Source organism: Salibacterium sp. K-3 (genome assembly GCF_054052005.1).
Map to the genome: position 1 here is coordinate 384,939 of NZ_JBSVZE010000002.1, position 19,650 is coordinate 404,588.

General features: G+C 47.3%; 22 protein-coding genes. 8 read left to right on the forward strand and 14 right to left on the reverse strand.

The annotated features are described in order from the left end of the window. Positions 1 to 137 precede the first annotated feature (137 nt). Together ACW9JV_RS14070 and ACW9JV_RS14075 are read left to right on the forward strand one after the other, a co-directional pair. A complete protein-coding gene (locus ACW9JV_RS14070; RefSeq protein ID WP_457335507.1) occupies positions 138 to 635 on the forward strand; it encodes a PH domain-containing protein in 498 nt (165 codons plus the stop codon). Beyond that, positions 632 to 2,128 carry a PH domain-containing protein gene (locus ACW9JV_RS14075; protein WP_457335509.1) on the forward strand — a complete coding sequence of 499 codons (1,497 nt, stop codon included), beginning with the start codon at positions 632 to 634 and terminating at the stop codon, positions 2,126 to 2,128. The genes ACW9JV_RS14070 and ACW9JV_RS14075 overlap by 4 nt, the downstream gene beginning before the upstream one ends. Before the next feature lie 275 nt (positions 2,129 to 2,403). On the opposite strand, the gene ACW9JV_RS14080 is transcribed toward ACW9JV_RS14075, so the two are convergent. From ACW9JV_RS14080 to ACW9JV_RS14115, 8 genes are all read right to left on the reverse strand, one after another. Continuing rightward, on the reverse strand, positions 2,404 to 4,083 hold the full coding sequence (locus ACW9JV_RS14080; protein WP_457335511.1) for a dihydroxy-acid dehydratase: 1,680 nt from the start codon (positions 4,081 to 4,083) through the stop codon (positions 2,404 to 2,406). A 13-nt stretch (positions 4,084 to 4,096) separates the two neighbouring features. Then, positions 4,097 to 5,257, reverse strand: coding sequence for a UxaA family hydrolase (locus ACW9JV_RS14085; protein WP_457335512.1), 1,161 nt, complete (start codon positions 5,255 to 5,257; stop codon positions 4,097 to 4,099). Then, a complete protein-coding gene (locus tag ACW9JV_RS14090; RefSeq protein ID WP_457335514.1) occupies positions 5,254 to 5,601 on the reverse strand; it encodes a UxaA family hydrolase in 348 nt (115 codons plus the stop codon). Before ACW9JV_RS14090 ends, ACW9JV_RS14085 begins: the two co-directional genes overlap by 4 nt. Continuing rightward, entirely contained in the window at positions 5,601 to 6,716 is a 1,116-nt protein-coding gene (locus ACW9JV_RS14095) for a UxaA family hydrolase (protein ID WP_457335516.1), read from the reverse strand. Before ACW9JV_RS14095 ends, ACW9JV_RS14090 begins: the two co-directional genes overlap by 1 nt. Positions 6,717 to 6,741: 25 nt before the next feature. After that, positions 6,742 to 8,181, reverse strand: a complete 1,440-nt coding sequence (gene nhaC, locus ACW9JV_RS14100; RefSeq protein ID WP_457335518.1) for a Na+/H+ antiporter NhaC — start codon at positions 8,179 to 8,181, stop codon at positions 6,742 to 6,744. A gap of 27 nt (positions 8,182 to 8,208) precedes the next feature. Then, a complete protein-coding gene (locus ACW9JV_RS14105) occupies positions 8,209 to 9,381 on the reverse strand; it encodes an alpha-hydroxy-acid oxidizing protein (protein ID WP_457335520.1) in 1,173 nt (390 codons plus the stop codon). A gap of 38 nt (positions 9,382 to 9,419) precedes the next feature. Beyond that, complete coding sequence (locus ACW9JV_RS14110; RefSeq protein WP_457335522.1) at positions 9,420 to 10,193, reverse strand: class II aldolase/adducin family protein; 774 nt, start codon at positions 10,191 to 10,193, stop codon at positions 9,420 to 9,422. A gap of 103 nt (positions 10,194 to 10,296) precedes the next feature. Continuing rightward, complete coding sequence (locus tag ACW9JV_RS14115; protein WP_457335524.1) at positions 10,297 to 10,953, reverse strand: GntR family transcriptional regulator; 657 nt, start codon at positions 10,951 to 10,953, stop codon at positions 10,297 to 10,299. 174 nt (positions 10,954 to 11,127) lie between these two features. Between ACW9JV_RS14115 and ACW9JV_RS14120 the strand changes: the two genes are divergently transcribed. The 5 genes from ACW9JV_RS14120 (at position 11,128) to ACW9JV_RS14140 (ending at position 14,348) form a co-directional block, all read left to right on the forward strand. Continuing rightward, complete coding sequence (locus tag ACW9JV_RS14120) at positions 11,128 to 11,673, forward strand: CBO0543 family protein (protein WP_457335526.1); 546 nt, start codon at positions 11,128 to 11,130, stop codon at positions 11,671 to 11,673. A 147-nt stretch (positions 11,674 to 11,820) separates the two neighbouring features. Next, positions 11,821 to 12,594, forward strand: a complete 774-nt coding sequence (locus tag ACW9JV_RS14125) for a hypothetical protein (protein WP_457335528.1) — start codon at positions 11,821 to 11,823, stop codon at positions 12,592 to 12,594. Positions 12,595 to 12,597: 3 nt separating this feature from the next. Continuing rightward, entirely contained in the window at positions 12,598 to 12,972 is a 375-nt protein-coding gene (locus ACW9JV_RS14130) for a GntR family transcriptional regulator (protein ID WP_457335530.1), read from the forward strand. Further along, positions 12,969 to 13,658, forward strand: coding sequence for an ABC transporter ATP-binding protein (locus ACW9JV_RS14135; protein WP_457335532.1), 690 nt, complete (start codon positions 12,969 to 12,971; stop codon positions 13,656 to 13,658). The genes ACW9JV_RS14130 and ACW9JV_RS14135 overlap by 4 nt, the downstream gene beginning before the upstream one ends. 333 nt (positions 13,659 to 13,991) lie before the next feature. Then, positions 13,992 to 14,348, forward strand: coding sequence for a transposase (locus ACW9JV_RS14140; protein ID WP_457335534.1), 357 nt, complete (start codon positions 13,992 to 13,994; stop codon positions 14,346 to 14,348). Positions 14,349 to 14,504: 156 nt separating this feature from the next. Here ACW9JV_RS14140 and ACW9JV_RS14145 read toward each other — a convergent pair whose 3' ends face one another. Then, positions 14,505 to 15,614, reverse strand: coding sequence for a DUF4179 domain-containing protein (locus ACW9JV_RS14145; protein WP_457335536.1), 1,110 nt, complete (start codon positions 15,612 to 15,614; stop codon positions 14,505 to 14,507). Further along, positions 15,598 to 16,143: a sigma-70 family RNA polymerase sigma factor gene (locus tag ACW9JV_RS14150; protein ID WP_457335538.1), complete on the reverse strand. Its 546-nt coding sequence runs from the start codon at positions 16,141 to 16,143 to the stop codon at positions 15,598 to 15,600. Before ACW9JV_RS14150 ends, ACW9JV_RS14145 begins: the two co-directional genes overlap by 17 nt. A gap of 332 nt (positions 16,144 to 16,475) precedes the next feature. Between ACW9JV_RS14150 and ACW9JV_RS14155 the strand changes: the two genes are divergently transcribed. Then, complete coding sequence (locus ACW9JV_RS14155; RefSeq protein ID WP_457335540.1) at positions 16,476 to 16,634, forward strand: hypothetical protein; 159 nt, start codon at positions 16,476 to 16,478, stop codon at positions 16,632 to 16,634. A 360-nt stretch (positions 16,635 to 16,994) separates the two neighbouring features. Here ACW9JV_RS14155 and ACW9JV_RS14160 read toward each other — a convergent pair whose 3' ends face one another. From ACW9JV_RS14160 to ACW9JV_RS14175, 4 genes are all read right to left on the reverse strand, one after another. Beyond that, positions 16,995 to 17,840: an SWIM zinc finger family protein gene (locus tag ACW9JV_RS14160; RefSeq protein WP_457335542.1), complete on the reverse strand. Its 846-nt coding sequence runs from the start codon at positions 17,838 to 17,840 to the stop codon at positions 16,995 to 16,997. Between the two features lie 29 nt (positions 17,841 to 17,869). Beyond that, positions 17,870 to 18,544, reverse strand: coding sequence for a YecA family protein (locus tag ACW9JV_RS14165; protein ID WP_457335543.1), 675 nt, complete (start codon positions 18,542 to 18,544; stop codon positions 17,870 to 17,872). Then, complete coding sequence (locus ACW9JV_RS14170; protein ID WP_457335545.1) at positions 18,459 to 19,037, reverse strand: hypothetical protein; 579 nt, start codon at positions 19,035 to 19,037, stop codon at positions 18,459 to 18,461. Before ACW9JV_RS14170 ends, ACW9JV_RS14165 begins: the two co-directional genes overlap by 86 nt. Positions 19,038 to 19,208: 171 nt before the next feature. Next, complete coding sequence (locus ACW9JV_RS14175; protein WP_457335547.1) at positions 19,209 to 19,484, reverse strand: HPr family phosphocarrier protein; 276 nt, start codon at positions 19,482 to 19,484, stop codon at positions 19,209 to 19,211. Between the last annotated feature and the right edge of the window lie 166 nt (positions 19,485 to 19,650).

Here is a 19,650-nt window from a genome sequence, read left to right on the forward strand (position 1 = left end):
TAGAAATTCCTGTATGATGATACTGCCATCTTATCACAGAGAGATCTGCCAATCTTTCATTTATGGAAAAAATGATATGAAACGGTGAACAGTAAGATTTCGTAACCATACAACAGCACAAAAAGGGGGTCTGCATCTTGGATTCATCATTGCAGAAGCCAGAGCGGCGGCTTTCAAAAAAAGCGGTACGCGTCTGGGTAATCACCAGTATCATTGAAGAATTCATCTTTTTTGTTATTCTCGGCGTGCTTTACTACCTGGATCAGCGGTTTTCGTGGCCGGAATGGGCAGGCTGGGTCATTACCGGACTTCTCATCATCGCCGTTCTCGGAGCGGTCTGGTCACTGTTTATCAGCCCTTGGCTCACGTACAGGCACTGGCGTTATGATGTAAATGACGAATTCCTCCAGCTGAAGCGGGGCGCGTTAAAGGAAGTGCTTCATGTCGTACCAATGACAAAAATTCAGTCCATCGCCACAAAACAGGGACCGTTTCTGCGGAAATACGGGCTGCTCACGCTTACCATCAAAACGTTGAACTCCGAACACGAGATTCCAGCGCTTCCGGAGGATACGGCCCTTGAAACACGGAACCTCATCGCGCGGTATGCGAAAATTAAGGAGGTGGAAGAATGACGCAGGCAAAGCGCTACCACCCGCTTGTTCTCGTGTTTCAGCTGAAAAACCTGATCCGCAACATGATTATTATCGGGGTTTACCTGTTTGTGTTCAACGCCGGTTCCGACGACACCTTCTACACGTATGCCCGTTACATATTTCTCGGCATTTTTGGACTTACTGCGTTATCGTATGTCTATAAATGGTTCACTCATACGTATAAACTCGATACCGGAGCGTTTCAGCTGTACAAAGGGCTTTTTGCCAAATCGAAACGGACCGTTCCTTTTTCCAAAATCCAGAACGTGCAGCACCATACGTCCTGGCTCCACCGCCTGCTCGGCATGACGTCGATCACGTTTAAAACGAATATGGAGGATCATGACGATTCCGTCACGTTCCAGGCTGTGACGCCCGGTGAAGCGGACCGGATCGAGGACTTCGTTAAACACCAGGAGATGGAAACAGAGCCGGAAGAGGCGGTTTCTCCGGATGACGATACGGAACCTGCCGCCCCGCCTCAGAAAACCGTTCATTTCCAACCTGGTACGAAAGATCATATCAAAGCATCGTTTTTGTCCATGAGCTTTTTTGCTTTGATACCGGTGATTGTTTCCCTCGTGTCAAACGTCGACTCCACCGACAAGTTCAATCAGGTGATGGAAAGCGGCTTTGTGTCCGCTCTTTTGGATGCCTGGTGGAAAATTGCGCTGCTCGCCGTGTTGTTCGCGGCAGCTGCGATTATCTTCGGCGCGGTGAAAACCATTCTTCAGTACGGCCGCTATGAAATTGCGGCCGACGACGAACGAATCTACATCACGAAAGGATTCTTCCAGACGTCATCGTTCTCCGTGCAGAAAAACAGGATACAGGCGGTGGAATACCGGCAGCCGCCCATTAACCGGTGGCTTGGCATGACAGAGATGAGACTGATCAGCGCAGGCGGAGCAGGTGCCGCAGACGGAACCGAGAACATTACGTCGCTGTATCCGTACATGTCCACCGCCCGCGCCGCCGCGTTGATCGAAGAACTGCTCCCGGCCTTTTCGTACACGGACACGATGCATCCGCTGCCGCGGCGCTCCCTTCTCGTGCGGCTCCTCCGGCCGAGCTGGGTATGGCTGATCGCGACAGGACTGCTTGTTTATTTCCAACCGGCTCCCTTTGACTTTGAACTGCCGTGGTGGCTGTTTTCCGCCATCCTTCTGGGGCTTGTCGTTACGTCGCGCCTGTTGGATTTCTTTCACACCCGCTATGCCGTGAACAACGAATGCATCCAGTGGAAAAAAGGCGGATGGACGACCTTCCTTTTTATCACGAAACGGGAGAAAGTAACAGAAATGGCATTCAAGCGCGGACCTCTCCAGAAAAAAACAGGCCTTTCTTCGATGGAAACCATCAACCGCGCCCAACCTGTGAAACATACGAACCTCGACGATATCCCCGCCGAATGGAGCCGGCAGATGCAGGGATGGTACAGCCGGCGCGGCCAGGAAATAACGGTAGAATAGAATCGAGTCTGGAACATCAGAGATAACAAAATTCCGAATGATTCTTTCATGAATCGTTCGGAATTTTTGTCATGCATGATATCCCGCTTCGTTAAAATGCTTTCCGCGGGCACGGCTCATGCCTTCTCGAACGCTTCCCGTTCTGCGGGGTCTTGAGACTCGTGCTTTTCCCACTGGAGTCAAAGCATTTTGACTGCGCTGGACAGCTGCCTTTCTGATTCAAACCGTCTAACATTCAATTGTTTTTGATTATATCTTCTTTTGTCCCAAGCTCGTTATTTTCTAAGAAAATCAAAATCTGCTCCTTTATCCGCCTGCGTGACGTGGTGGTGGTACAGCCATTCATATCCCCGTAAAGGCGGCTGCTTTTCGGCTGCGTTGGCGTCTGCTCTCTGTTCCAGTTCTTTTTGACCGATATCCAGATCTATCCGGCAGTTCACGGCATCCAGCTCGATCATATCACCGTCCCGGACCAGGGAAAGCGGCCCGCCTGCTGCAGCTTCCGGGGTGACATGAAGCACAACCGCTCCATCGGCCGTACCGCTCATGCGCCCATCCGAAAGGCGGAGCATATTTCTTATCCCTTTATCCCACATTTTTTTGGGTATCGGCATTTTGGCGGACTCCGGCATACCCGGGCCGCCTGCCGGCCCCATGCCGCGGAGGACTAATACACTGCCGGGTTCTACATCAAGATCGGGATCATTGATGCGGGCATTCATGTCATCCAGTCCTTCAAACACAAGAGCCGGCCCGCGGTGCTGCCACCATTCCCGCGGAACAGCAGAGCGTTTAAACACCGCTCCTCCAGGCGCAAGCGACCCCTGCAGAACCGCCAGACCTCCCCCTTCCTGCACTGGGTGATCCAGGGAACGCAAAGCCGGAGACTCCTTTCCTTTCGTTTTTTGAATCGTCTCCGCCCATGTTTCTCCTGTGATAACCGGACATTCCAGGTGCAGTAATGAGGTCATTTGGCTGAAAAGTCCCGGAATTCCACCGGCTTCATCCAATGATTCCAGCAGATAAGGACCGGATGGAATAACCGCGGCAAGTTGCGGAGTCGTTTCATTCCACTCCCTGAACCTCTCTACCCCGATACGTAATCCCATACGTCCTGCTATTGCTTCTAAATGAATGAGGGCATTCGTGGAACCACCCAGGGCACAGACCGTTCGATACGCATTTTCCAATGATTTTTCTGTGATATATGTATCCGGTGTCCGCCTTTCTTCTATCATTTGGACTGCCGTCTCCCCGGTCGACTCTGCAGCACGAAGCCGGGCTCCGCTGGTTGCAGGGAGAAAGGCTGTTCCAGGCAGTGACAGCCCAAGAGCCTCCACCATGGCAGCCATTGTCGAAGCCGTCCCCATGACATTGCATGTTCCGGCGCTTGGGATCAGATTTTTCGTGAATTCCCTCCATTCTTCATCATCCACTTCTCCTTTTTCCCGTTCTGCTTTTTTCCCCCAAAGGTTGTGAATCGTCATCGATTCTCCCCCGCAGACAGAAGTGTTACGGGGGCCGGCGGATAGAGACATCATCGGTTTTTCAGCACTTACAGCCCCCATAATCTGGGCCGGGACCGTCTTATCACAGCCGTTCAAAAGCACCACCCCGTCGATGGGACTGTGTTTGATCATTTCTTCTACATCCATCGACATGAGATTACGCAAAAACAAGGAAGAAGGATTGTTGACCTGCTCATGGACGGAAATCGTGGGAAATTCAACCGGAACCCCTCCGGCCGCAATGACCCCTTGTTTTACACGTTCTGCGACATCCCGGAGGTTATGATTACATGGGTTTAATTCACTCCAGCTGTTGCATATACCTACAACAGGGCGCTCCCGCATCTTTTCGTCCGAAAATCCGGCTCCCTGCATAAACGCCCGTGTGATGGAACTTTCCGTATCGTCTGATCGCAGGTTATTCCCATTATTATAAAATGAAGACATCGAATACTCCTTTCTACATCGTCTCCGCCATTCTCCAAATACTGAACTCCCTGTTTCTATGAGATTCTGAAGCCGTTACAGCACTATTTGCGACATCAATGAGTGTATGATAGATTTCTTCTCCCATATCAACAATGGAGTAGGTCCCCTCCAGTATCTTCCCGGCATTCACATCAATATGTTCAGGCATATTCCGGTACAAATCCGGATTCGTTCCTATTTTGACAACGGGGACAATCGGTGATCCTGTAGGAGACCCTTTCCCGGTCGAAAATAAAACAATCTGTGCCCCACCTGCTGCAAGACCTGCCACAGATTCCACATCGTACCCCGGCGTATCCATAAAGATAAATCCCTGTTCCTGCGGCTGCTGTGCATACTTGACTACCTCTTTTAAAGGCGATGTCCCCCCTTTTTTGATGCAGCCCAGCGATTTTTCTTCCAGCGTACTTAATCCACTTTTAATATTTCCCGGAGAAGGGTTGGCGGATCGGATATCTTCTCCTATATTTTCAGCCCGTTTTTCATAATTTCCAACAAGATCTAAAAATGCTCTGCTCACTTCTTCATTGACGGCCCGTTTTGCTAATATATGTTCGGCTCCTATCGCTTCCGGCGTTTCTGCAAGAATGGTCGTTCCTCCACGGTGAACATGGGAATCGGAAAAAGATCCAATGGAAGGGTTCGCTGTCACACCGGACCATGCATCAGATCCTCCACACTCCATTCCAATCATTAATTCCCTGATATCCGCCTTTTCACGTTTTTCAAGAAGACTGCCCTCCACGGCTTCGGTGAGCCATTCTTTTCCCTGTTTCATGACAGATGCGACGGGATTGTTTTTCGTTAACGTCATAAGATGGACGTTCCGGCCTTCCTCACGAAGTTCATCAACCATAGACGCTGCCTCGTCATTCTCTCCAAACCCTATAAAAAGGGCGGCACTGACGTTGGGATGGCCTGCCGTTCCTTTTAACGTCCGTCGTACCTGCTCCCGGTCTTCTTCCGAATGGGTTTTGCCTGTCTGGTGTGTCACCGGAATGACACCGGAAACCAGATCCGCCATTTTTTTTGCCAGACCCGCTAACTCTGCGTCTGTATTCATGACAATGACCAGATTTCTTACGCCAATCGTTCCGTCTGTTCTGCGGAATCCCTGGAACGTTTCTGTCATCTGTATTCCTCCCCGTTCATGGACAATCGCAGCGCCTGGCGCTCTTCTTCGCTTAATCCCCTCACGTTATCCGTATGAACATGAGACCCGGGCTCAATATCTTTTGTTGCGATGCCGGAACTTTCCCCGTACTTGATGATGCTTTTCCCTTTTGGAATAAATACTGCCGCAGCTTTATGCCCTTTGGGAACAGCATCGCGGACTTCCACCATTTTTGTATGATTTGATGAATAGAGCACGTCCCCTTCTTTTACATCCTTCGTCAAAACAACGATATTATCTCTTTCATCCAATATCAGCGCATTAAACTCATTTTCCTTCATATCAAGCATCTGCCTTTTCATTAAAATGTCGTGCCGGTATGGGAAATGGAAAACTCCCCGAGTTCCAGCTCCTCCACGCTTGTTTTTTCTCCAGAGCAGACCCGTAGCAGCTTCTCCATAAAGCGGGAGATCTGATTTTCTTCTGCTTCTGCATTCACTACGAAATCAACCAGATCCGTAAAATCATCACCCGGTGCCGCTGTCACACAAGGAAGAATGGAAGAGCCCGTAAAAATCCCGCGGCTGCTCACGATAACTGCGGCTGCACATCCGGCTGCCGCCATACCAGCCAGTGCTTCCACGATATTGGATGGAACACGCATAAGGTGCAGGCCTCGCTGTGAAGTAGCCTCTCCATAATTTAATAAACTGGTGATATTTTTTGTTCCGGTGATTTCTGCTTCCATCTCCGCTTTGGTTATTTCTTCGGCGGTCCATGGTACCGTTCCTGTACTGTTTTCTTCGACGTTCCCCCAGCTCTTCCGGGCGAGGCCTTCTGATAACAGTTCCAGTTTTCTTTTCATTTCTGTATTCTGCGCTCGATCAGCCAGGTTGCTTCCAGCCGGCTCCAACGTTTTTGAAAGCCCCGTGATGATATTGACATGGTTCTCCAGCAGATGATCCACCACCTTCCCCATCAGCGGCGCAGTCTGCCGAAGGGATTCCTCCTCCGGCTCAACCGTCAGTACACCGATCGTGAGAGAAGAAAGCGGGAGCTCCTGCCGCTTTTGTGCTCCCGCTTCTGCCGCCCATCTTCCAACGGTCTCCAGACCTTCTTCTACCGTGTTGTTATGTCCGCCCAGTTCCTGAATGGTCATTCCTTCTGTCTGTTTTGCTTCCGGGGCTTTTTCCAGCATTCCCCGGACTTGATTGTGTTCACATCCCAGTCCGACAAAAAGAGAAGCATACACATTCGGGTTTTCTCCCACCCCGGTCAGAATATCTTTTGTTACGTGAAAATCATCTCCCAACTGCGCGCATCCGTTTAAATGGGTAATGGCCACAGCTCTGGGGATCTGCTCTGAAATGTCACGAGCGGCTTCACTCGAGCATATGACCGAGGGAATGATTCCTACATGATTTCTGGTGCCGGCACTTCCATCTGCACGTGAAAATCCCTGAAACGTATAGGTCAAAACAGTTGCTCCTTTCCCTCACAGCTCAATACCTGACGTCTCCTGCAGCATCCTCTTGACGGCCTGTCTCTTCCTCTTCTTCCGGCTCGCTTCTATCTTCCAGTGATGTCAATGAAATACCGGTATATGCGTAAAAGAGAGCAATGACAGGCGTCGCGAGACTGAAGAAAACAAAGAATACATAATCCATTCCTACATTAAGTGTTGTCATCACAAAGGCTCCCGACACACCCCACGGTATAATGGGGTTTAACATCGTTCCCCCATCTTCAAGTGTGCGGCTCAGGTTTTTAGGGTGAAGGTTGTGTTTGCGGTAAGCTTCATCATACATCTGTCCTGGAAGTACAATCGATAAATACTGTTCTCCCGTAATGGCGTTCACTCCGAATCCGGAGGCCAGTGTGGAAGCAACGGTGTTCCCCCGGCTTCTTAAAGCTTTCTGCATTCCTTTAATTAAGGCCTGGGCAATCCCCACTCCCTGTATTAGTCCTCCGAACGCCAGCGCCACAATGATCAGGGATACTCCAAACAGCATGCTTTCCAAGCCGCCTAAGGAGAGAAGTTCATCAACAGAAGCATTACCGGTATCCACCGAGATACCTGAATGTGCAGCTGTCATAATATCGCCCATCGTACTTCCCGGTACGGTGATAAAGGTTGAAAACGCAGCAACGATAAGACCACTTGCGAGAGAAGGAAGCGGCTTCACACCTTTTACGGCCAAACCGAGTATCAATAAAGGAGACAACAGGGTTACCATGCTGATCGGGAACTCAGACTGCATCACCTGCATCATTTCGTTAATATCCCCCGTATCAGCTGAACCACTGTAAAATAGGTCAATAGAGCCGAATACAATTAATGCGATAACAAACGCCGGAATCGTTGTCCACAACATATGGCGGATATGTTCAAACACATCTGTATTGGTGGAAGCTGCCGCCAGGTTCGTCGTATCCGATAGAGGGGAAAGCTTATTGCCGAATATGGCACCGCTTACAATAGCGCCCGCAGCTAACGCCGGGTCTACGCCCATCCCATACGCAACTCCCATTAAAGATACCCCGATAGTTCCTATAGATCCAAAAGATGTTCCTGTGACCGTCGAAACAATAGATGTAATAATGACAGTAGAAACGAGGTAAACAGAAGGTGAAAGTACCTGTAATCCATAAAACGTAATGGTTTGCACGGTACCGTTTAACACCCAGACACCGATAAGGGTCCCGACAAAACTAAGAATGAGAATAGCGGGCATCCCCTGGGATATCACTTTCACAATACTTTTTTCCATATCCGCCCAGGTATAACCAAGCTTCACTCCGTATATGGCAACCACCATCGATCCAATGATCAAAGGAATCTGCGGAGCAACGCCATAATGAACGAAACATACCGTTAAAACGGCAACAATAATCAGCATAACAATGGCAGAGCCTTTTACTGTCGCTCGATAATTTTCCATTTATATACCTCCAAATAATATATTTCTTTATATATTTTTACATTCATACAATAAGGATCGATCCAAACCGTCTATGGATGTTCGACCTGAAAGAGCCAATGTTAAATCAATGTCTGCGGTTAGATTCCGAATGACCTGATCCACTCCTTCTTCCCCGCCCGCGGCAAGACCATAAACAAACGGTCTTCCTAACAGTACGGCATCCGCTCCTAATGATATCGCTTTCAAAACATCGGATCCTCTTCGTATTCCGCTGTCCATCAGCACAGGCATCTCTTCAGGGACAGCTTCAGCAATTCCGGGCAGTGCATCAATGGCTGCCACGGCGCCATCCACCTGCCGGCCGCCATGGTTGGATACGATAATACCATCCACACCCGTATGCACAGCTTTTTCCGCGTCTTCCACATCAAGAATTCCTTTTACCAATATTGGCAGATGCGTCTCTTCACGAAGAGCAGCAATATCGTTCCATGTCACACTGGTATCTCCGAAGATCCGGAGCCATTCCTGAACCGCTTCTTCCATATTCTCTTCAGGCGCTTGTTCCAGCCTTGCCCGAAACACCGGGTCACTCAAATAATTGCCCAGCCCTTCTCCCATTAGAAACGGAAGATAAGCATTGGAAAGATCTCTTTCCCTCCAGGCAACCAGCGTCGTATCGAGAGTGACAACAATCGCGGAGTACCCCGCTTTTTCTGCTCTTTTCACCAGGCTGACATTTATATCATGATCTTCATTCCAGTACAACTGAAACCATTTAGGTGAATTCTCTGAGACAGCTGCTACAGCCTCCATCGAATTGGAGGATAAAGTGCTTGTAACAAAAGGAACATTCAACCTGGACGCAGCTTTGGCTGTCGCTGTATCCCCTTCTGGATGTAAAATCGATTGAACCCCGATAGGAGCGAGCAGAAAAGGGACTTGAAGTGTCTCGTTAAATAAGGATACACTGATATCCCGGTTTGATACATCACGGAGCATTTTCGGTACAATGTGCCATTTTTCAAAAGATCTACAGTTGGCATGTACCGTTTGTTCAGTACCTGCTCCCCCCGCTACATAATCAAACGGCCCATCTTCCAATGTAAGTCGGGCTTCTTTTTCCCATTCTTCATACGATACCGGATATCTCTTGGTCTCCCGTTGAAACATATGGTCATATATCTGCTTTTGTCTTTCGTTACCGGATTTAAACATAGGCTCCCCCTCCATTGTATCCGTTTTCAAAAAATGACTTAATCGAGCAAATCAGGCTGCTCCCGCTTAATACGATCCCATAAAGGCTGATAACAGTACCATCCGTTTTGGGAGGAGCCTACCTTTTCGCAGGTATCTTTCGCTGTTGCTTCATCTATCAACTGCGGGGTTCCCACCGACTCCGCCATGATTTGTGCCTGGCAGCACCGTTCCATTGAAATAAACCACCACGCTGTTTCATCTACTGATTTTCCAACGGTAAGCAGGCCGTGATTAGCGAGAATCAATCCTTTTTTATCCCCGAGTGTGTGAGAAAGCTGCTCCCCTTCATTATAATCCAATACGACTCCGTTGTATTTGCCGAATACATCGTGATCCTCATAAAATGCGCATGCATCCTGGGATATCGGGTCCAGCTTTCGTGCCAGCGAAGCCCACGCCATGCCGTAAGTAGAATGTGTATGTGCAACCGCATTCACATCCGGGCGTGCCTGATGAATTTGGGAATGAATAACAAGAGCTGCTCCGTTCACAATCCCGTTTCCCTCTATAACGTCTCCCTGTTCATTAACAAGCACCAGGTCGGATACAGAGATTTGACTGAAATGCATTCCAAATTTATTGACCCAGAATAGTTCCGGCTCCTCCGGATCCCGAACGGTAATATGACCTGCCAGCCCATTATCAAATCCGAATTTTGAGAATAATCGGAATGCAGAAGCCAGCCGTTCTTTGCAATGTCTTCTCTCTTCTTCATAGGTCTTGAATGTCGGTGGTTCCGGATAACTTAATTCAGCCTTCATTTTATCCATCCTTTCTGTAATTTGATTATAGAGTATCACCTGCCGCGTTTTCAGTCAACTGTTAACTGTTAACTAAAAAGAGTCATAAAAAATCTTAACCTCTTTTTTCAGGTCAAGATAATTTATTATTGATATGGGACAAAACCCCGTCCAAACCTCTATTAATATGGGCTCTCATTTCATCCACTGCTTCTTCTTCATTTCTGTTCCATAATGCATTGTAAATGCGTTCATGATCATTGATAAAAGGCGGAAGGTAATCGTTGCCCGTCATCGTGTTACGCATATACATGATCTTTGTTTTTATGGTATCCATTAATTCGATTAACTGCTTATTTTTAGAGGAAGCAATCACTGTATTATGAAATTCCTGATCCAGTTCGCCCAATTCAGCATTCGAGTTATGGTTTACTTTTTCTTTCACTTTTTGAATATTTTCATCAAGACCGTTCAGTTCTTCCGTTGAAATATTTTTCACAGCAAGACGTACAGCCAGTTCCTCCAGGCTTTCACGGCATTGAAAAATTTCAACAATATCCTCGACAGCAGGATTATATACACGCACCTGTCCTTCATTGTAGATAAGAAGTCCATCCTGCACGAGCATACGTATCGCTTCCCTGACGGTTCCCCGGCTCACCCCGATATTCTCTGCGATTTTAGCTTCTACCAACCGCTCATCCGGTTTGTACTCTCCCTCCAGAATCGAGTTTTTCATAATATGGTACGTCTGCATATGGAGAGACTCCGATTTAACAATGCGAGTCATATGTCACACTCCTCATTCATTGCAATGATCTGCGTTGTTTCGTACATTATACATGGAATTTGCTGCCTGTCACAACTAAAGGAGGCACCAGCGGAATAGAATACCGGTGCATAAATACCTGATCCAGGCTCATGCTAAGTGTTAGACCATTTGAATGAGGAAGCAGGGATAACATTGAAGCAGTACCCGGAATTATCAAGGGAAATAAATCAGCAGCTGGTGAAGATACAGGAATATAAACTGGATCTGTGGAACGAGTTTGTCTTTCTGGACTGGCACTGGTGGTTCGGTGTCATCGTTTCCATTCTCTCCATCGCTGCATGGTGGTGGTTTCATGACCGTTCAGACAGGATGGAACTGCTGCTGGCGGGATTCACGACGGCCATCTGTGCCGCCACGCTCGATACGGCGGGGCATTTTCTCGGGCTGTTTGATTACCACTACGATGTCATTCCTCTGATTCCAAATTATATTCCTTGGGATTTTCTGTTTATCCCGGTTCTCGTCATATTTGCGATACAACTCTTTCCCACGGTATCCATTATCGTGAAAGGTCTTGTCCTGTCCGCGCTAATCGCTTTTGCCGGACTGCCGGTGTTGAGTGCCATGGGCATTTATCAGCTTATTAACTGGAATTATCTGTATTCTTTTGTATTAATCTTTCTCATCTTTATGGCGGCTTACGGAGTGAGCCGGGTGCAAAACCGGAACCCTCTGTAAGCCGCTCTCCTTCCCTCCAAATCAATCCTTGTTTCCCACCCTTCCATTTCCTATCCAAAAAATAGTATCTGCATGTATTGACTGTATTTACGTCTTAGTGTACTATTTAACTAGTACACTAATACAAGGGAAAAGGAGAGAAGAAACATGCAGGCTTGGAGGAGTTTATTGAGAAAAGAGTGCCGGATTGGAGTACCTGCATTCTGGATTGTGCTGGGAGCCCTTTTATTCATTGGGGGTGTCACAGCATTCATTGGGGAACGCCATGGTTATTTCATCGAAACGCTGCTCATTTTCAGTACATCAGCGTTGATCGGAATGACGTTGTATCTCAGCTTCTATTTTATTGTCAGTTTTACGTCGGATACGAAGCGGCTGCATCTATGGCTGCACCACCCGGGATCCGGGCTGCGGCTGTTGCTTGCAAAGTTAACGTCCGGCGTCATCTATCAGTTCATCACGATGGACCTTCTCCTGCTGGTAATTCTTATCACCGCACCTCAGTCCCAGGCGGAGGTGACGCAGGCAGGGTGGGATTTCTGGTTTAGTATGGTCATGATTATCAGCATTCATATCCTGCTTCTTTCGATCAGCATGAGTGTAGGCATTATCTTTTTCTGGATGATTTTTCTGCTGATGAAAAATTCCATGTCAACCATTCTGAGTGTATGTTTGACAGTGGTTACCGCTATCGTGCTTCTTACCGTTTTCGGCTGGTTTACCGAATCATCATTCTACGCCATGATTACGCAGTGGGGAGAAATTGATGTGACCGGAGTGTTGTTCTGGCTTGATCAACAGCTCCAGCAGTACGCCGAAATACCGGATGTGTATGCCGGAGCCTATCTGTTTAATGTACTTTTCACGATCGGGCTGTTTCTGTTGTCGGTCTGGATACTGGATCGAAAAGTTGAGGTGTAGCCCATGAGTCAGGAATTCGAATCGAATACGCCGATTTACATGCAGCTCGCGGACCGGATCAATCGTCAGATTCTACGCGGTGAATTACAACCGGGCGAGAAACTGCCGTCGGTCCGTGAGATGGGCATACAGTCGAATGTCAATCCAAACACGGTACAGCGGACGTATCAAATACTGGAGGGATCAGAAATCGTGGAAAGTCGGAGAGGACAGGGAACGTTTGTGACGGAGGATCCGGACATCCTCCAGTCAATGCGGGAGCGTCTGAAAAGAGAAGAAATAGCCTCCTTCGTCCGCGTGATGGAGGATATGGGCTATGAACCGCAGGAGATTCAACACGGAATCCAGCAGTTTTTAGAGGGGGAGAACGAATCATGATTGAATTGCAGGGAGTAACCAAACGATACCACGGAAAAAAAGCGCTCGACGCAGTAGACCTGACGCTGGAACCAGGTAAAATCATCGGACTTGTCGGAGAAAACGGAAGCGGAAAATCGACGACACTGAAACTGATTGCCGGGCTGAACCATCCGACAAGAGGGCACGTCAACGTCGATGGAAAAAAAGCCACGCGCCGGATCGCGGACCGGGTCGCCTACCTGTCCGAACTTGACGACTATTACCCCTTTTTCACGGTCGGCGGCATGATTGATTTTCACGCCTCGCAGTTTCCGGACTTTGACACGAAAAAAGCCGATGAAATGCTTTCGTTCATGAACCTGGAGCGCACGAGCAAAGTCAAAACGCTCTCCAAAGGAAACCGCGGCCGCCTGAAAATCGTGCTCACACTATCGAGAAACGTACCGGTACTTCTTATGGATGAACCGCTCTCCGGGCTCGACCCGATGGTGCGCGATTCCATCGTGAAAAGCCTGATTTCCTTTATCGACATCGAAAACCAGGTCGTGCTTATCACGACCCACGAAATAAAGGAAATCGAAGGCATTCTCGATGACGTCATCGCGATCAAGGACGGAGATATCATCGGCCACCACAACGTCGAGGATCTCCGCATGGAACAGGGTAAAGGAATCGTCGAATGGATGACCGAAGTGTATCAATAAGGAAGAAAGGGGCGCCGGCTCCTTTCTTTTTTTTGGTAAAGAAGGTAGGCTTCTCTATCAATTCTCGTGATTTCTCGATTGATTGGTGCATTTCTCTATCGATTCAAGCAGAAAATGAAGATTTCTGCATCGATGCTGCGGTTTTATCTATCGATTCTCATGATTTCTCGATTGATTCTCCCACATAACGCTTCGATGGCAGCAAGGAAATGGTGCTTGCTTTCCCGAACAGGGGGGACCTGCATTCTCCAACGCGCATTGCTTTCCAAAATGGGGTATAATGAAAAAGAGAGAGTACAGGTTAAGAAAGAATTTCTGCGTATGATGGTCCGTATGAATATAGATCGTGCAAAATTTACGTTGTTGACCGGTTTTTTTGAGACTTATTTAACCCTGACCCCGTCCGAGGAAGAAACATTAAGGGAAGAGGTGAAAGCGATGGAAAAGCAGGAAAGCGACAAAGTGATGGAAATCATGGTCTCTTATGAGAAAAAGGGGATGGAGAAAGGCTGGAAGCAGGGAAAAAAAGAGGGAAAAGAAAAAGGAAAGAAAGAGGGGATAGAGCAGGGGAAAGAAATAAAACAAATGGAAACGGCGTCGGCCATGCTGAAAAAAGACATGGATATTGATTTGATCGCTGAAATCACAGGACTCCCCACCGAAGAAATTCTTCGGTTAAAAGACAAATAAAAATGAAGCATGGAAAGCCGTTGTCTTGCACAGCGTCTTTTTTCAAGTAACAATTGCCCTTAGTTCCCGTTCATTTCGACGCCTCCATACAATTTTTCCCCGTAATATATACAACACGCACCCCAATTGTTAGAGCAACAATCAGGGTGCGATCTTCTAAGGTACTTCCACCGTGAACGGGGCAAACTCTACATTTTTAAGTTCGCTGATATCTCCATTTAACGTAGTTTTACTTCCAGATTGCTCCATTTTTACCCCTCCTCCATCACTCGGTAACTTAAGGTAGGGTGTTATCGTTAATTGTTGAACATTTTCTCCAATGGGATCAAATAACTTATTACCTGTTGAATAAATGTTGCCATTTTTCTTTGTTCCTGAGCTTCCGCCCGAATACGAGGTGACTTCTTCTCCATTCCTATCAGTTATACGAAATTCAAGGTACTGTGCCGGGATGCGTCCGATTCGACCACTTTCGGGTGCCGGTGAAACTGTTTTATAATTCAAACTGATACCAGATGGACTGATCGACATATCGGAAACATGTAAATCAATGTTTCCCGTTGTTTGGTTATGATTGACCGCGAATGTCTTTAAGCCTTCTATCGTTTCTACAGGAAAAGAAAATTCCCATTCTTTCCCATTATCTGCTTCCATGAATAGCTCAAAGTTAAATTGATCAGGAGCTTCATTTCCTATATTAAACTCCATTATCCCTGTTCGTGAGGTTGGTGAAAGAGTTGTGGCCTGGTGACCGCCGGAACTGCCGTCCGGAAATTCTCCGTTTATTTTATATCGGAAAGAATCTCCTGAAAAGTAGTGTTCCCCAATAGCATCCTCGGACTCTAGAAAATAACTAATCGTCAATCGTGAGTTATCATACAATACTTCCTTAATTGTAATAGTTGTCCCATCAATGGTCTGGGTTTCACCAATCGCATTTGTTAACTCCTTCTCGCTGGCCTGTTCCAAGCCTGTTCTCCCGTTATCACTAAAGATAGAACCGACAAACGGGATATTTGAAACGGCACTCGCAAACGCCGGGGAAAAATATGCAGTTCCCATAAATAAAGTAATAAAAACAGCTGCTGCGCCCGCCATGTACAGTATTTTACCCTTCACCGTTTTCGACATGGGAGGCTTCTCTATAGTTGTGTTCTGCTTGTTTTCCTTTCTGCTTTTTCCTTCCTGCATTCCTTTAGAAATAGCTGCAAATACTTCCTCTTTAGGAAAGTCCATTTCATTATGCTTATCAGGCCCATTCTTCATTTCTGCATTCTCCCCTTTCTATTTGTTTTTTCAGCCTGTCCTTCCCTCTGCGTAAGTACGTTTTCACCGTTCCCTCCGGTTTCTCCATCACTTCTGCAATTTGTTTGATCGGGAGGTCATGGTAATAAAACAGTAAAATTGCCGTTTGCTGGGAATGTTCGAGCTTATCCACCGCTTCGGCAAGGCGTGCTTCCCGCCTGGTTGTTCCCTTAAAGGAGTCAGCCATCCTCTCTTCAAACTTTTCTTCCTCAAAGGGAAGTGTTTTCTGCGCTTTCTTTAAAATTTTATAGCATTCCCGGATAAGAATCCTCACGAGCCACGTAGAAAAGAACTCAGGTTTTTTCAACTGATGAATAGACAAAAATGCCTGGCATGTTGCCTCTTGAATAGCATCGAGGGCATCATCCTTGTTTTGTACATAAGACATTGCAATAAAATACAGTTTTTCACTTTCGGATTGAAGCAGACTTTCAAAAGCTTCTTCCTCTCCATTCATGGCTTGTTGAACCAATCCTATATCAAGATTCATCTCTTCTCTCCCCCCTTTCACCAATTAGAGAAATTTCAGCGGGGCAAAAGTTTCAAAACAAGAAAATTCTTATGCAGATTTTGAAATATGGAAACCGATCCGTTCTCTATCACTTCTATAAGCCACTGACCGCTGCATGACTTTTGATAATGGGGTATAATGAGAACAGCATAGCAATTTGAATAAACGGATTTCGACTGTAAATGCCACATTCGGTGAGGGCGCCGAACGGTCCTCCCCAGCCTGTTTTACACATTTGCCTGTTTTTTTATGAAACTTATTTAAAACTAACTTCGTCCGAGGAAAAATTACTAAAAGAAGAGGTGAAAACGATGGAAAAGCCGGAAGGAGACAAAATAATGGAGATTATGGTGTCCTATGAAAAAGAAGGGCTGGATAAAGGGTTGGAACAAGGAAAAAAGCAGGGAAAAGAAATAAACAAAATCGAAACGGCGTCGGCCATGCTGAAAAAAGACATGGATATTGATTGATCGCTGAAATCACAGGACTCCCCACTGAAGAAATTCTTCGGTTAAAAGACAAATAAAGCGTAAATAGAAACCGCTGCCGTTTGATGCAGCGTTTTTTTTATTGATTCTCTAAATTTATGCATCAATGTAACCTATTTTCGATTCGGTTGGGAAAAGGCATGAACGAAAACAATATCCCTGCGTTTCTGCTTCCCTTCTCCCTGTTTGTTTATCAACCGGTTGCATTTATCTATCGATTCCCGCCGTTTCTGCATCGATCCGGTTATTTATCTCTCGATTCAAACGGGAAACAGAAATTTCTGCATCGATTCTGCAGTTTTCTCTATCGATCCGGAAGGTTTCTCTATCGATTCTCCCGTTTTATGACTCATCACTCACGTAAATGCGTGTCTCAAGCAGCGCGGCGTGCCAGGTGTCTTTTCCTTCATAGCGCAGATGTCCGGCTTCGCTGGTGACAGCATCATATATCCGCTGCTGCGCGTCTTCAGCCAGCATGATGGAGCCGGCGGCCGCAGCCTGTTTCAGAAGTTCGAGGCTGTTCTCGATAACGACTGCCGGTTCTGCGGCTGTTTCATCGATGCTGTCGAGGACATCGATGACTTCAGCAAGTACGACCAATGCCTGCTGCACCGCTTCTTCCGGTCGTCCCTCTGCCACATGTTCCTCCACGTTTTCAAGCACTTGATGCGCTCCTTCCAGCGCCTGCTGCACATCCTGCAGCGCGATGACCCCGTCTTTTTTCTGCGGTTCCATATGGCCTTGTACACGTTTCCGGGCTGATGCGGCGGGATCTTTTGTTTGGTGAAAAAGGGTGAACACCCGGTTTTTGATCTCCGGGTTTTCGGAGGCGGCCTCCCGCACCAGATTCATCAAATCGTTCTGATCGAGAGACGCGAGCGCCGTCTCCATATCCGGTCCAGCCAAATCCGGTACCGGCTCCTCGTCTTCTTTCTCCTCCCCGAGCGCCATCAGCGCCGCGGCGGTATGTTCGCAGTACCCGGTGTTTTCCAGGCAGTCGCAGAACGTGCGCACCACCTCTAGTGCCTCGTCCAACACAACATCCACGCTTACAGTCCCGGCTATTTCTACCACAAAATGATTCGTGTAAGGCTCCTGGATTTTTGTCACCTCATCCTCGGCGATATACATCATGCCGCGGGAAAACATGTCCTCATCGATCACGTCTTCGATATCGAACAAATGCATCGTTGCTGCCTCCTTATTTCCCGGGAAAACTACCGGCCACAACACTTTTTGTATTTTTTTCCACTTCCGCATGGGCACCGTTCATTCCGTCCAATCCGCTTACCGCCTGGAAACGGGATAACATTACTGCCGCGCTCCCGCTCCATCACTTCGTTCGGCGTATGTCCTTTCAGCACCCACTGGCGGGTGTTATTGCTGAGATGGACGAGCTGATCACCGACAACTTTCCGAACGTCATCCGAGGGGATTTCACACCATTGCTGAAACTGTTCTATCAGTTCCTCCATCGGTATGTCATCGTTGATCATCATCTCCATATGTTGAGTAATGTCATCGACTTCCATGATGTCAAGCTCATAATGCTCTTTTAAAAAGTCCTGGAAATCCGCAGCCGTGGGTGTTAATGTGTTTTCGCCCTCGATCCCGGCCTGCAGCAGCTGCTGTTTGCTGAACGGATAATACGGAAGCTCTGTGCGCACCTCGTGTTCGTCCTTTAATCCATAGGGATCAGACACCTCAATGTCAGCCAGAATCTCACCGGTGAGTACCAGCATATTGTCCTCATTCACTGCTTTCCAGATGAGTTTGAAGTACTCATAATCCCCCATCTGCTCGTCCTCATCCAGATACGCATTCACCGCTTCCGGCACATCGAATAAATGCAGTACACCATAATAAAAAAGCATGGTGGATGATCTCATCATTCAGACCCACCTGTTTCTGCAGTGCCTCTGTATCATGCTCTCTAAACACCGCCCGAATCTCGTCCGGCATGATCAGCACCGGCTTCCCGTCCTTAAGCGCCGGAAACGCTAACCCTCTTTTCAAGAGAGCTGAAATGGCGGAAAAAGAGATCCCCCCGGCCTCCATTACACCGTTCCGGTCAAGAATCTGCAGCCGCTCATACTGCTTTCTGCCCATCAGCTTGAGCTGCTCCAAAAGCGCATGTGGAATACGGTCGGCCAGTGCCTCAACCAGTTCCGCTTTCTTCAATCCGCTGATATTTTTCAACTGCAGTTCCGAACGGATATCATCCATCTGCTGTTTCGTCATCCCCTGAAGTGCGTCATGCAGCGAACAAGGATAAACCGCCGCCTGCTTCCATATCTTCTGCCTTTTTTTCTTTTCCGCGTCCTCGATATCTATCTGAATCTGTGCCAAAGCGTTCTTCATTTCATGAAGATGTTTGTCATCCATACCGATCCCGCCCTGTCATCTGTTTTCCTTCTATTTTATCAAAAAGGAAGACTCGGCGCAGATTTATCTATCGATCCGTTCCGTTGAATCTATTTTTAAACATTTTAAGCTGATTAAGTAACTACCTTTCGACCAAAAAACCAAAACCTGTTCATGTTCTGATTCATAAAATTAATGAACGATATTCATTCTGCTGAAATATTCTTCTATCGATTGAAAAGCCTTCTGCTCATCGGCTCCTTCCACTCGGAGTTGAAAACGGGAAGAAGGTTTGATTCCCATGGACATCACTTCCATCATGGACTCGGGAGAAGCATTGATTTCAATCGAACGCCCTTCATATTCAAGAATCAAGCTGGATGCATATTCGTTCGACACACTGACCAGCACACCTGCCGGGCGAGCCATTCCAGTACTCGATACAACACGGTATTGTTTTTCAATCATGCTTTACCCGCTCCTTCATCTTTATTACATGTGCGTAATTATAGTGTGAAAGATGAAAAGCATGATTGTTATCTGATTCCTATCAAGTTTTTGCCTGATCCTATCAAATACGTTTACAGAAATGGTGACTTTACTATAAAATATGACTACTATAAAACCGGAGGGA

Excerpts from the sequence above, each read along its gene's own strand:
- ACW9JV_RS14155 (WP_457335540.1), top strand. The coding sequence starts at position 16,476 with ATGGAAAAGCCGGAAGGAGACAAAATAATGGAGATTATGGTGTCCTAT.
- ACW9JV_RS14165 (WP_457335543.1), bottom strand. The coding sequence starts at position 18,544 with ATGATGAGATCATCCACCATGCTTTTTTATTATGGTGTACTGCATTTA.
- ACW9JV_RS14080 (WP_457335511.1), bottom strand. The coding sequence starts at position 4,083 with ATGTCTTCATTTTATAATAATGGGAATAACCTGCGATCAGACGATACG.
- ACW9JV_RS14075 (WP_457335509.1), top strand. The coding sequence starts at position 632 with ATGACGCAGGCAAAGCGCTACCACCCGCTTGTTCTCGTGTTTCAGCTG.
- ACW9JV_RS14135 (WP_457335532.1), top strand. The coding sequence starts at position 12,969 with ATGATTGAATTGCAGGGAGTAACCAAACGATACCACGGAAAAAAAGCG.
- ACW9JV_RS14150 (WP_457335538.1), bottom strand. The coding sequence starts at position 16,143 with ATGAATCTTGATATAGGATTGGTTCAACAAGCCATGAATGGAGAGGAA.
- ACW9JV_RS14105 (WP_457335520.1), bottom strand. The coding sequence starts at position 9,381 with ATGTTTAAATCCGGTAACGAAAGACAAAAGCAGATATATGACCATATG.
- ACW9JV_RS14110 (WP_457335522.1), bottom strand. The coding sequence starts at position 10,193 with ATGGATAAAATGAAGGCTGAATTAAGTTATCCGGAACCACCGACATTC.
- ACW9JV_RS14090 (WP_457335514.1), bottom strand. The coding sequence starts at position 5,601 with ATGAAAAGGCAGATGCTTGATATGAAGGAAAATGAGTTTAATGCGCTG.
- nhaC (WP_457335518.1), bottom strand. The coding sequence starts at position 8,181 with ATGGAAAATTATCGAGCGACAGTAAAAGGCTCTGCCATTGTTATGCTG.
- ACW9JV_RS14140 (WP_457335534.1), top strand. The coding sequence starts at position 13,992 with ATGAATATAGATCGTGCAAAATTTACGTTGTTGACCGGTTTTTTTGAG.
- ACW9JV_RS14145 (WP_457335536.1), bottom strand. The coding sequence starts at position 15,614 with ATGAAGAATGGGCCTGATAAGCATAATGAAATGGACTTTCCTAAAGAG.
- ACW9JV_RS14085 (WP_457335512.1), bottom strand. The coding sequence starts at position 5,257 with ATGACAGAAACGTTCCAGGGATTCCGCAGAACAGACGGAACGATTGGC.
- ACW9JV_RS14125 (WP_457335528.1), top strand. The coding sequence starts at position 11,821 with ATGCAGGCTTGGAGGAGTTTATTGAGAAAAGAGTGCCGGATTGGAGTA.
- ACW9JV_RS14115 (WP_457335524.1), bottom strand. The coding sequence starts at position 10,953 with ATGACTCGCATTGTTAAATCGGAGTCTCTCCATATGCAGACGTACCAT.
- ACW9JV_RS14130 (WP_457335530.1), top strand. The coding sequence starts at position 12,598 with ATGAGTCAGGAATTCGAATCGAATACGCCGATTTACATGCAGCTCGCG.
- ACW9JV_RS14160 (WP_457335542.1), bottom strand. The coding sequence starts at position 17,840 with ATGCATTTGTTCGATATCGAAGACGTGATCGATGAGGACATGTTTTCC.
- ACW9JV_RS14175 (WP_457335547.1), bottom strand. The coding sequence starts at position 19,484 with ATGATTGAAAAACAATACCGTGTTGTATCGAGTACTGGAATGGCTCGC.
- ACW9JV_RS14170 (WP_457335545.1), bottom strand. The coding sequence starts at position 19,037 with ATGGATGACAAACATCTTCATGAAATGAAGAACGCTTTGGCACAGATT.